Below are 12,734 nucleotides of genomic sequence, written 5' to 3' on the forward strand. Positions count from 1 at the left end.
GGAGCAACTCACAAGAATGCCGTTTGGTGACAACAGCTGCATCGCTATGCGGTTGATATCTTTGTAGCCTCTGCACGCCTTCACTATAGCTGTCTTGCTCTTGCAGAATGCGGGAGGATCGAGGATAATCATATCGAATCGCTCGCCAGCGTCCGCCATCTCTCGCAATATCTCAAACGCATCTCCGGTAATGACTTTCACATCTTCCGATCCGCGACGGTTCAATGCGACATTGATTTCCAACTGTGCGACAGCGGCATCGGAACTTTCGATAGCAGTCAGCGAATCACACCCGCCATCGAGCGCTGCGAGGGCGAAACCGCCGGTATACGAGAAGCAATCGAGCACTTTGCGGCCGGTGGCGAAACGCAGGATGTTCTGATGATTGAATTTCTGATCGAGGTACAAGCCCGATTTCTGCCCCTTCTTGATATCGACATCGAATTTGCGACCGAATTCAACGACAGAAATATTGTCGGGCGGTTCATCGCCATAGATAGTCTCATTTACCGTATAAAGCCCTTCTTTGTGTCGCATTTCGGGATCGGAACCATCGAAAATCGCAATGCATCCGGTTAGTTCGGCAAGCATCGTGACGATGTCTTTCTTGACTGGCTCCCATCCGGCGGAATGAAACTGCACATGCACATATCCCGAATAATAGTCGACCAGCAGACCGGGGAGATGATCTGCCTCAGCATAGACAAGCCGCCAAGCGGTGCATTGATCGTATTCCGGCAACGATTTGCGGAGTGCTATCGCCCGTTCGAGCCGTGCACGGATCATGTCGAGGCTGCACTCGATCTCATCGAATGTCAGAATCCGTGCGACAATCTGAGACTCTGGATTGAAGAAGGCTTTTCCAAAGAAGCCACCACGACCATCTATAATATCAACAACGTCGCCCTTTACGATTTCCTCCGACACAGCATTGACAGCACCGGAGAAGACCCACGGGTGTCGTCCATGCATGGACTTTCGAGCCTTGTCTTTGATTATCAACTTGCCTTTGGATTCCAGCATAGAGTTCTCACTTTCGCGCCTGTTGAGAAAGCTCGGCGCATTCTATAGTTCGTCGTCGCGAGGAGCGAAGCAACGTGGCGATTTCGCGTGCGCGGGCAGGAATCCTTTCCTGCACGATTAGTACACTCATTGCTTCGAACATCCGTCAGGATGGGAATCCTGACGGCGCCGCTAATGTCAGACATCGGGATCGCCACGCAGCGTTCGCAATGACGATATTGGGGTTTGTTAACAAACCCTTTCGAGTGACAAATCTACGATTTTAGACGTCCATAATCAAGAAGAATAGCGATTGCAGTCGCTCACTCTGCTCGGATTGCTTGACAAAGTGACCTCACTCAGGTATTCTCACAACTAACCGGAAAGGAAGGAACATGAGCAATCTTCTGACAATGAATCCCGCCGACGCCAAGAACAGGCTGCGGGAATTGGTTAACGAGAAAGCGGTCATCCGCGGTGACTTCATCCTGGCTTCGGGAGCCAGATCGAATTACTACGTCGATGCCAAGTTTATTTCTCTGACATCGGAAGGACTTGCCTATTTTGCCCGTGTGATTGTCGACATAATGGATGATCTCAATGTCGATTTGATCGGCGGCATGACACTGGGAGCTGACCCGATTATCGGAGCGGTTGTCGCCATGTCACATCTTGTCGGTAAGCCGGTCGATGGGATAATCGTCCGCAAAGAGGCCAAGGGCCACGGTCGCGGGAAGCAAATCGAAGGTCCGATCAGCGAAGGTGCGAAAGTGCTCATAATAGAAGACGTGGTTACAACAGGTGGCTCATCTCTCAAAGCAATCGATGCTGTTGAGAAAGCGGGCGGGAAGATCGCCAAAGTGATTTGTCTTGTCGACAGACTGGCAGGTGGCAGAGAGTCATTTGAGTCGAAGGGATATAAGTTCGAATCGATCTTCACGATCAACGATTTGGATATCCCGAAGCAGTGAGGAACGTTGCAGGACTGATCTATGAAAGTGTATCGCGACAAAGATGCTGATATTCCGATCTTGCGGGAGAAGTCTCTCGCAGTTGTCGGATATGGCAATCAAGGCTCGGCATTCGCGAAAAACCTAAGGGATTCCGGGCTGAATGTGTCAGTCGCGTTGCCAGAATCGAGTCGAACGATCCCTACCGCTATCAGTGATGGCTTTCCTGTGATATCGAATGACGACGTTCATCGCGCAGATATTATACTCATGATGCTCCCTGATCATCTGCATGGCGAGTTTTGCTCGGCTCATCTCGATAGAAGACTCAATAAAGGGCAGTGTCTCGTTTTCGCGCACGGATATTCGATACATTTCGGACTTGTTTCTCCTCCGAACGGGATTCTGTGTTCTCTGGTGGCGCCGCATGGACCGGGGAGAGATTTGCGAACAAAGTACGTGAATGGCGAAGGGATATCATGCTTCGTAGCTGCCCATCCGGAAAAGTCAACATCGTCACTTAAGATAGCTGTGGCGATTGCGCATGCTATCGGCTGCACTCGGATCGGGGCATTCAAAACGACGTTCGCCCACGAGACTCTCGGCGATCTATTCGGTGAGCAGGCGCTACTCTGCGGAGGATTGACTCATCTGACAATGGCAGTGTTCGATACCCTTGTGAAGAATGGCATCCCCGCCGAAAATGCATTCCTGGAAACAGCGCATCAGTTGGAGATGCTCGCCGGACTGATCCGCAAGCACGGTATCTCCGGTATGCTTGACAGAATATCTCGGACAGCGCAGTTTGGAACGGTCATCGCTGAGAGCCTTTTTGCGAACAAGAAACTAAAGACTGATCTGCAGAAGCTTTTTGACGACGTGGCATCCGGCAGGTTTACGGACAGATGGAGCGCGGAGCATCGAGCAGGGTATCCCAAGATTCGCGAATTCAAGCGCAGAGTGAATTCATCACGGTTCGAGAAAACATCCCGGAAGATGCGAAAGATCCTTCCTGATGAAAGCAAATGAGCATCCCGTATCCGCGACGAGTCCTGGAGAATGACATCTTGAAGCGCAAGGCTCCGCCTACATATTTGCTCGACACCGATTTCGGAAACAAGCTGAGATCGTTTGGCGATGACTTCATCAGGCTCGCTGAGTCATACTTCGCCTCCGAGACGTCTCAAATAGAATGCTATGTAGAGAATCGTAAACGCGAGAAGAGCGATGACTTCTCGTGGGCATCATTTCCGCGCGATTTCTATTATGCAGAACTTGCACAGATTGCCGTTCTCAACGGGGCTATGTGGGAGGACTTCTGTCGCGCAGAACACACTGTCATATTCATTCCCGATTGCCTCTCACTGATGCAGGACAAATGCAAGCGCGGGGGAGAATCTAATCTACAGACATGCACACAATGCGTACCGAACTGCGTTGTGAACAAGATTGTCGCACTGAAAGAGAGATACGAATTTGCTGAAGTTTTCGCTTATAGAGATCAGACGAAGCAATTCGAAGTGCTGCTGGAGAAATACAAGTCTGTCAGCTTTCTTGGGATCGCATGTATTTTGATGCTTGCTGACGGAATGCGCACGAGTATGGAGAAGTCTGTTCCTGCGCACGGTGTGCCTTTGAAGTACTGCGGCTGCGAGCATTGGGCAGAACAGCCATTCCCAACCGACACCGACATTGCAGAAGTTGAGCGAGTTCTGAGATTGAAAGCCGAATTCCGAAGTCGCCCCAACTGATTGTCACTTCCGAATCATACTTGACAAATTCGTCCGTTTAACTTATAATCATACAGTATCTTATAGGTTTTGGGTCTAATCGCAATTCATCTCTGATAGAGTGAATCGCACAAAGAGTCGGGCTTCCGCAATCGGATGCGGAAAGACAGGGATTGGTCTATGTCGAGGCCGAATGGAGTAATATCTGCGCGGGCGCCTCCGAGAAATCTCCAGTAGACAAACATCTCGCATCTAATTCAACTAAATGAAGTCAGGAGAGAGAATATGAAAAGGAATACTGTTACAATCGCACTGATGATCGTTGTAGTATCGCTCATCATGGTGAGCGCATTCACGAACCTCCTCGCAGGCGACAAAGGGGGAGGCATCCTACCGCCGCTCTATCCATGTGAAAACACTTCATCGTATATCATCAAGGTCGACATTTGCTCCGATACTGGCGGCATAGTGGAGACGATGAACACCGCCTTTACACAAGTGTCGGTGTCGGTTCAGATGTACGGAATGAATACCGCACCCGATCCCGACACCAGTCTGATACTGGAGAGATTCCAGAACAGGATCCAGTTCAACAACACTGAGTTGGAATTTGTCGGAATCGTCGGAGTTACCTGGGAACAGGATTCTCTAATCTGGAACGTTACTTTGGATCATGGCGCATTCTACAATATTAATGTGTCGGGAGTCGATGGCGACTTGAAGTTCAAAGAGAATGCCTGGGACACGGTGTACGCTCTGAAATTCAATGTACTCTGCGCTAACTCGGATCAGATCGATCTTGATCTTACCATCGATGACGAAAATTGCTGGTACAACAGTGTTGTACTCGACGGCGGCGGATTCGATGAAGAGTACGATGGTTGGGGCGATTCCGATCCGAACAATGGGCCGAATGGCTATGCACACATAATGGAATACAAAGCTCGTGCTCATATCGAAGAGGAAACGGTCTACTTGGGCGACATGTCACACTATGTGACAGTGTGGCTTGATGAGACCAACTACATGTTCTCCGAATTCGAACACTGCATCACTTTTGACAACACGCTGTATGAATGTACCGGGTATGCCCCCGAATGGGTCGCAGCCTGCATGTTGTATAGCGAATTCGACGTGGATGGAGACTCGATTTACATACACTGCTGGAATCCATCCTGGTATCCAGGAATGGATGTTGTAACGTCTCCGAAAGCAATGTACACACTGGAGTTCGAGTTGATCACACCTTCCGGTCAGGGTGCAGAGGATAACGATACCAGCTGGGTGGCCTTCAATCCGAATTCGGAAAACTGCATCTCGCCATATTCTTGCGAGGGACTCTGCGCCTCTACCACACAGGTGCTGGAGGATGGCGCTCTGATCATTCCCGAATACACCGTGGATGTCTATCTGGAATTCGACGATGACTACCGAGAACCGGGCGAATCTGCGTATCTGGATGTCTGGATCAGGAACACGTTCCCGGCTGGATTGATAGGAACCGGGAATATACAATTGCTGATCGAGCACGATTCACGGCTGGCGTTCGAGGGTGAGACCTTTGTGAATTCGGATGTCAATATCTCTGCCAGCCGGGTGAACGGTTACGATATGGTTTCGATCACGCTGCTTCCTGGATCTCAGGGGTATCTTGATCCCTCCGGGGATTCTGTGCTCTACTGCACGCTCGAGTTCGCAATTGATGGCGAGGCCACCTATGACTGCCCGGACGAGGTTGCCGCATGGGTGATCGACTACTTCACTCCACAGCATCAAACCGAGGTTGTGGACACCACAGGCACCATCTCGTGCACGATGGCTCCGGAGAACCTGAAGCTAACGGCTATCGATGACTCCTTCGTGCCTTGGTGCAAGTCCTTCTATGCTAACAACGTGGCGGGCGGCTCCAATGTCTGGCAGCCGGTTTTCTTGTGGACGGATGTCGATATCGACTCTGTAAACTTTGAGATCACGTGGGATGACAGCAAATTCTGCCTTCTCAATGATACTTATAAATTGCCGGGTTTGAACGTCACTAACGTTGGCGACGGCGCGAAATGGTACCACGGCAGCAGCCTGGGAATCTCCGGGGGTGGTAGCACCATGATTCTGAATCTGCATTTCGGTGCGGAGGAAACCGGTGATGTCACGGGAACGACACACATATATGAGCCGTTCCAGTACTTCACTCATATTGTAGACATCTACAATGAAACGCACTATCCGGCGGCCCAGGGCGGAACCGTAACGACCCATCTCGAGGTTTGGCAGGGGTCAACGTGCCCGAACGATCCGCCGCCTCAAAAGGTTGCGGGTCTAATTCTCCCTCAGGAGTTCGCACTTCATCAGAACTACCCGAATCCATTCAATCCGAATACGACAGTAGCGTTCGATATCGGAACATTCAGTTGGGTGAAACTGGAGATATTCAATATATTGGGACAGGTGGTGGCTACGCTGATTGACAGCCCGATGGATGCAGGCAGCTACGAAGTCGAGTGGAATGCCGGACCTGAGATTTCATCCGGTGTTTACTTCTACAGAGTGGAGGCAGGCGACTTCACCGACACCAAGAAGATGATGCTTTTGAAATAGTGTGGTCGTAACGTGCAGGGCTGCAGATGCAGCCCTGCATGTGTCTCCGGATTCTATAGCAGTTTGTAGGTCAGGCCCAGAGAGAGCGTCTCTTTGAACCTGCCGCCGAGGTCGACCTCTTTATCATACAGCAATTGAGTGTAGAGCTGCACCTGGATGTACTTCGACACTGACGCTGTTACAGTGTTTTCGAAGTTGACATCGATTGCTTTCCAGAAATCCGCTTCCGGTAAGCCCTTCAGATCGTCTTTTTTCGAGTTGAAAAGCGCTTTGAAGAGTGAGAGTTTCGAGGTGAATGCTACGTCCTTATCGATGATGATGTTGAAATCGGAGACGGATTCGAGACCACCATCCGTGCGAGTATTTGTCTTAGTCGTGCGAATCGCGAGAGAATCGATATCACGTGAGATATGCTCCCTCACCGCAAGACCAAGCCGGGAGATCAACTCATCTTTTTCGGGTCGATGCCAGAGTTTCTTTGCGATACCGCCTGAGAATGTAAGCAGCATCGGATTGATGAACCTCTTGAATGTCGGCTCCGAAGCGTCCATGAACTGTGACTCGAATCTTCCGGCGAAGTATGGGTCGACTATCCAATTCATTGTCAGCCGCTGCACCGATTCCACGTCTATATTGTCGGTAGACTTGACCGGCTTCGCCCACTTCTTCGTCTCCTGCTCCTGTGTGTGTGTCTGACCGAATGCCAGCTTCACCGTCGTCTTACTGTTGAGTTTTGGGGAAACTTGCTTTTCAAAGACGCCGTTGGCGGCGGAAATCCAGGTGACATTCCCTGCCTCACCACCGGTCCAGTTGTCTGAGTAACTGTTCTGCGTGACGTTGAAGTTGAGATCGAACGTCTTCTTCCAGCCGGTAGAATCTGCCTGGCCAAATGAGCTTGCACCCAGTAGCAGACAGATGATTGAGAGCATCACGACCAATTGTGTCAGCCTGATCACTACTTGTTCCTCCCTGGTTTGTATTTACCGTCTTCGTTTAATTCGCGTCAAATGTCGCGACGTCTTTGCGACACCGACCCTTCCGTCGTATTACTCAAAAGGCAAAAAACTCTTTGTCGACCCAAAGGTTCCGCATATAATGATCAAATAAATCTGTTTACGGACGGTATTCTATATGAAAATGGTAAGTGTAAGTCAACTCTACAAGTCCTTTGGTCAGATTGAAGCTGTCAAAGACCTTAGTTTCAATGTCTCCCAAGGCGAGATTTTTGGCCTTCTGGGACCCAACGGAGCCGGCAAGACAACTACTATTACAATGATAGTTGGTATGCAGGACCCTACCAGCGGAACCATTGAAGTGGCCGGGCGAAATGTCGCGACAGAGCCGACTGAGGTCAAGAAACGTATCGGTTACGTGCCGGAAAATTGTGCGCTGTATGAAAACCTGACCGCTCGAGAGTATCTTGAATTGATAGGGAATCTGCACCATCTACCAAGGGATCGCATATCTTCGCAGATCGAGAAGCTTATGCGATATCTGGACCTTGAGGAAGAGATCGACAGGCGCATGACAGGTTATTCCAAAGGAATGAAGCAGAAGATTCTTCTGACCTCAGCTCTATTGCACAATCCGGATCTGATGATTCTCGACGAGCCATTCTCCGGGCTCGACTCAAACAGCTCAGCAGTATTCAAACAGCTGATAACTCAACTCTCTGAGGCAGGCAAAACCGTGATATTCAGTTCGCACGTTCTTGAGGTAGTGGAGAAGCTCTGCACGAGATTGCTGATCATCCACAAAGGTGAGAAGCTTGCTGAAGGGACTACGGACGAGATCATGGCGCAGGCGGGGGAGGCCTCATTGACTAGGGCATTCTCCTAGCTCACCGGCGTAACCGATATTGAAGACCGCGCCTCAAACATCCTTGATGCACTTGAATAGGAAGTTCACGTGATAGACGAAATGTATAGCGGAGTCGATTTTCGCCAGCTAAAGCACCTCGTGAAGACTGCTCTCAAGCTCGATATCAGATCTGCGTCGGGAATTCAGCCCGAAAGGACTTCCGGCAAGTTTCCACCGATGTTTGCGACATTGCTCTTCTACTTCTTTGTCAGTATAGGTCTTGCCGTAGCCATGTATGCGATACTTTCGATTTTCTCTGCTGCTCTGATCGTGGTGACGATTGCCGTGACATTTGTGGCTATAAACGTTCTGATCGAATTCGGCGGTATAATTCTCTCTCCGGACGATTTCGAGATTATCTCGCCGCTGCCTGTCAATTCCAGGACATTCTTCTATGCCAAAGTTGCCAATCTGCTGATCTATACCTCGATAATAAGTGCATCGCTCGGTCTCACACCAACGGTAGCTCTGGCAGTGAGAACCGGCAGCGGTTGGTATCTTGTGCTGATGCCACTCGTTTTCCTGTTGTCGAGCTGTTTTGTGTCGCTCACCATGGCGGGCATCTACACGTCCCTGCTCAACTATGTGAGCCGCGAGAGGCTCTCATCGGCTCTTGGCTATGCCCAGATGTTGCTCGGCACGATGGTCTACTTCTGTTATATCGTGGTGCCCAAGCTGTTCGCGAAAGATCTGCTGCAGCTCCGCGAAGTCACAGAATGGTGGATATTCCTCATACCCTCTGCGTGGTTCACGTCTTTCTTCGGACTCACAGGAGATATCTCCACATCTCACTGGATTTGGTCAGCGATGCTCGGCCTATCGTCGGTAGCGATGGCATCGATCCTGGGAGCAAGATTTCTGTCTGTACGCTATGCATCTGCTCTCTCTCGTTCTGCTCGTATGAGCGATAGAAGAGAATCCAATAACAGGAAAGTCGTCAAGTCTGGCCGCACCGGCATTTTCGCAATAATCAAAAGTCCCGAGCAGGCGGTGGTTTTCAAGCTGATATGGGTGCAGTTCAAGTACGATAAGAAGTTCAAAATGGGTGTGCTGGCGATTCTCCCCCTGACTCTGCTTTACCTGTTTATGGGCATCACAGATATCTGGGATGATGGGGGAGTATTGAACCCGTTCCAGACAGACGCCGCGCTGCGTGGTGGTTCAATCCTGACTTTCATAGCGCCAGGCTTGCTTCCTGTGATGGTGATTTTCAATGTTCTCTACTCCGCCTCATACAAATCATCCTGGATATTCTTCTCTACTCCCTCGGATCTTCGCGAAGTCATTTTTGCAACGGTACGGTTCATGCAGTATGTCTTTATCATTCCATATCTGATTGTACTATGCGTTGTCCTCTGTTTCATCTATGGTAATGCCCTGCACTCGATTATGATGATTCTCCTCCTATACTTCCTGATTCAGATTGTGATGCTCCTGGTGTTTCCATTCGTCGCCGGTGTGCCGTTCGGGCTGCCGACAAAAACGGGACAACAGAGTGCCGTGTTCGTTGCAATCCTGGCTTTCTTGCCGCTCTATGTAATTCCTATCGCCATATTCTCAAAGCTAACAAAGGCTCTTGATCCCCTGTCGGTCTATGGAGTCTATATTGTCTCAGCTATCATTCTTGAACGAATTGCGCTGATTTTCTGCGGAAGGCGCATCGCTAAGAAGGCTGCCGAAGTCCGTTACGCCGGCTGAAGCTGCCACCTTGCGTATTATGTTATATCACAATGCCTTAGCGAAGGAGCGGTTCTTCTCTGTTCATCTTTAGCACTTGACAAATCTGCCGATTATGGTATCATGATATTGTAAGTAGCTGCCCACTGGAAGTGTTGCGTTTCGGGTCTGCGCTTGGAAGGCAATCTTATATGTGCCATTGGGTTATCAAAACGGTCTCGCATTGAAGCGAATGTCCATTTCTGGAAATCTCACGAAACTCTTCCGGAGGATTATGATGAAGAGTCTGAATATAGTTTTGTGCATAATCTTTCTCCTCGTTGCTGCGGCAATCACTAACGGTGATCCGCGGTGGGCGACTTTCGAGATCAAGATGGAAGTCTCTTCCCCCGTCAATCCTGGGCAGATTGTCTCCGTCCCGGTCAATATCAATCGATGCGACCAGGACTTCGGAGGGTTTGACCTGTTTCTCGAATTCGATCCTGCGATCCTTTCGGTGGATCATGCCGAACCGGGTCAGTTGCTGGAAGATTGCGAATGGGAGTATTTCTCATGGCGATCTGACGCAGGCAGTGGGAAGGTTCGCGTTGTCGGTATTACAAGCACAGTAGCCGAACCGGGAGACCCGATTTGCTACAGTGGCACTGGCTCGCTGGCTGAGATTTTCTTCCTGGTCAACCCATCCGTCAGTTCCGACAGATTTGAGCCGGTTAAATTTCTTTGGGTAGACTGTGGCGATAACGCACTTTCGAATGTCATCGGTGATACTCTGTTCATATCGGACAATGTGTTCGACTGGGACGGCACAGTGGTCACCGGCGAGACGGACAACGGCGGAGCGTCGCTATCCTGTCTGTCAGGTTCTGAGGATCATGTAGTCGCGCAGTGGATCGAATTCACGCACGGTGGAATCGATATCGTGGTGCCACCACCATCGAATGACTGTGATCCCGACGGCGATGGAACCTCGTGGACGATGGAGGACATCATTTTCCTGATCGACTATCTCTTCCATGGCGGTCCCGTACCTAATCCGTTCGAAATCGGCGACTGTGACTGCAATGGCAGGGTGAATATGATCGATATCACGCGCCTCATAAATTATGCCTGGCGTATGGGTGAACACCCATGCCCTGACGCGCTCGCATACTAACGTCGATTATCAGGCATGACAAATTCGAAAGCTGTGCGTTCTTGCACGGCTTTCTCTTTGTTTACTAATATTACTGCTATCTCGATAGCACAGACTTGTAGAAGTTGAACTCGATATCTTTCGGCTTCAAAGAGAAGGGTCCTACAACATTGGTTGTCAGTTCTCCAACTGCGGCAATTCTTGTGATGTCCCACGAACCATCTTCAAAACTCACTCGAACGGGAATCACTGACTTGAATCTGTCTGATACCTGATGCTGTTCGATCACTAAATCGATCAGAAATCTGCCCGATTCCTCGCGGATATGTTCCTTGAATGAAAGTCTCGGCACTTCAATGCCGTAAATCCACTGGTCGAAGAACCAATCCATTGGCTCTCCGATATGCTTTTCGACAATCATCTGGAAATCCTCGGTTGTGGCAGCCTTTCCTCGGAAAGTCTCGACGAAGTCTCTCATCATCGCGAAAAACCTATCATCGGACATGCTTTCCCAGTCTTTCATGAGACATCTCAGCATGTGCATTATATATCCGCCCTTCGAGTAGCTGAGCGCCATGAAGTCGTCGGACTTTGATGACGACAATCTCAATCCGAGCCAGATCGGACCCGCCTCTGTCCCGGCACTCCAGCTTCCCCGGAATGTCTTCCCTTTCTGCAGCGCGTCTCTCCGCCAGACATCGAGAATCTCGAAATACTTCTTGTCATCGGCAAGCTTCTGCTGAACATACAATGCAGCTGAAAACTCCGAGAAGGCTTCCGACATCCATTGATCGTGGTAGCTCTCCCATCGGACAGTATGTCCCCACCACTGATGAGCGACTTCATGGGCACGGAATGAGGCGTCCCAGATCGGATCGTCATCCTGGAATGTTCCCCACGCCAGATGAAGCAGTCCCGGCATGCCCTGGCCTCGACCGTATGGTATCTCGGCGACGAGTATGGGATCATACCGAATCTCCCCGAACAATTCTGTGTACAGTCTAAGCGCGCCCAATACGTCGCCTCCGACACTCTCCTTCATATCGGAACGGAAAAGATCGCCGGTGTGTGTCTGGCCCCGGTGTATCTTGATTTCCGGCGTACCCGATTCCTGCAGAGTCAGTGTGTCGAACAAGCCGTAGTTGAATGACGTGAACAGCTCCGGCTCTTTGGTTACCCAGCGCGTGATCGATTGCTCCTCAGCGACTGAATCGACAACCTTCTCACCGACGGAGAGCAATGCGAGTTGCTTTGGGCAACTGAAAGTGACATCAAAGTGCGATGGGAGAAGATATTCAATTATCGGATACCAGTTGACCTGGTCATCGATGTAGAAATCACCCGTGGGGCTTTTGGATATGATTTCTTCTGATGTATAGTAGAAAGTCAGTGACGATGTATCGCCTTTCGATAGTGGCTCGGAAAGGAATAGGGAGAAGCCGGATTCATCATCGAGCTTGGAGACAAACAATGTGTCACCACGTGAATCTAACACGGAGTCGATGTCGGTCTTTCCGAATATGAGCGCGTAGAGCGAAAGAAGCGAATCACGGTCCGAAACGAAATCGAGTCTTGCTTTGCAGGTCAGATGAGCTCGTTCATTGATCGCGGCATCAATAGTGTATCTGATCGGAGCGATGGTTCTGGATACCGCACGGTGCTTCCAAGGCTGGCCCGTTTCGTAGTGCTCGATCGGGTAGCATGAGAAGACCAATTCAGGATAGTCACCCTGCTTGTGTCTGCTGCGCTTGTAGAATCGCACCGGTTCGGTGTCGAGGTCCGAATAGA

10 protein-coding genes are annotated in these 12,734 nt (G+C 50.2%); 7 read left to right on the plus strand and 3 right to left on the minus strand.

What is annotated here, in order from left to right; all coding sequences use genetic code 11:
* Nucleotides 1–1,023: class I SAM-dependent rRNA methyltransferase (locus KKH67_04900; protein ID MBU1318519.1), on the minus strand; the 1,023-nt coding region annotated here is incomplete at its 3' end.
* Nucleotides 1,024–1,397: 374 nt separating this feature from the next.
* Between KKH67_04900 and pyrE the strand changes: the two genes are divergently transcribed.
* The 4 genes from pyrE (at nt 1,398) to KKH67_04920 (ending at nt 6,277) form a co-directional block, all read left to right on the plus strand.
* Nucleotides 1,398–1,973, plus strand: a complete 576-nt coding sequence (pyrE, locus tag KKH67_04905; GenBank protein ID MBU1318520.1) for an orotate phosphoribosyltransferase — start codon at nt 1,398–1,400, stop codon at nt 1,971–1,973.
* Between the two features lie 21 nt (nt 1,974–1,994).
* Complete coding sequence (ilvC, locus tag KKH67_04910; protein MBU1318521.1) at nt 1,995–2,981, plus strand: ketol-acid reductoisomerase; 987 nt, start codon at nt 1,995–1,997, stop codon at nt 2,979–2,981.
* Nucleotides 2,978–3,703 (plus strand): DUF116 domain-containing protein, encoded by a 726-nt coding sequence (locus tag KKH67_04915; GenBank protein ID MBU1318522.1) that lies wholly within the window; start codon nt 2,978–2,980, stop codon nt 3,701–3,703. The genes ilvC and KKH67_04915 overlap by 4 nt, the downstream gene beginning before the upstream one ends.
* A 264-nt stretch (nt 3,704–3,967) precedes the next feature.
* Nucleotides 3,968–6,277 (plus strand): T9SS type A sorting domain-containing protein, encoded by a 2,310-nt coding sequence (locus KKH67_04920; GenBank protein MBU1318523.1) that lies wholly within the window; start codon nt 3,968–3,970, stop codon nt 6,275–6,277.
* Nucleotides 6,278–6,330: 53 nt separating this feature from the next.
* Here KKH67_04920 and KKH67_04925 read toward each other — a convergent pair whose 3' ends face one another.
* Complete coding sequence (locus KKH67_04925) at nt 6,331–7,233, minus strand: DUF3078 domain-containing protein (GenBank protein ID MBU1318524.1); 903 nt, start codon at nt 7,231–7,233, stop codon at nt 6,331–6,333.
* 175 nt (nt 7,234–7,408) lie between these two features.
* Between KKH67_04925 and KKH67_04930 the strand changes: the two genes are divergently transcribed.
* The 3 genes from KKH67_04930 (at nt 7,409) to KKH67_04940 (ending at nt 10,967) form a co-directional block, all read left to right on the plus strand.
* Nucleotides 7,409–8,116 carry an ABC transporter ATP-binding protein gene (locus tag KKH67_04930; GenBank protein MBU1318525.1) on the plus strand — a complete coding sequence of 236 codons (708 nt, stop codon included), beginning with the start codon at nt 7,409–7,411 and terminating at the stop codon, nt 8,114–8,116.
* A 69-nt stretch (nt 8,117–8,185) separates the two neighbouring features.
* Nucleotides 8,186–9,835 carry a hypothetical protein gene (locus KKH67_04935; protein MBU1318526.1) on the plus strand — a complete coding sequence of 550 codons (1,650 nt, stop codon included), beginning with the start codon at nt 8,186–8,188 and terminating at the stop codon, nt 9,833–9,835.
* A 256-nt stretch (nt 9,836–10,091) separates the two neighbouring features.
* A complete protein-coding gene (locus KKH67_04940) occupies nt 10,092–10,967 on the plus strand; it encodes a cohesin domain-containing protein (protein MBU1318527.1) in 876 nt (291 codons plus the stop codon).
* Between the two features lie 76 nt (nt 10,968–11,043).
* On the opposite strand, the gene KKH67_04945 is transcribed toward KKH67_04940, so the two are convergent.
* The coding region (locus KKH67_04945) for a hypothetical protein (protein ID MBU1318528.1) at nt 11,044–12,734 on the minus strand (1,691 nt) is incomplete at its 5' end.

It is taken from the genome of Candidatus Zixiibacteriota bacterium, from assembly GCA_018820315.1.
Lineage (GTDB): Bacteria > Zixibacteria > MSB-5A5 > JAABVY01 > JAHJOQ01 > JAHJOQ01.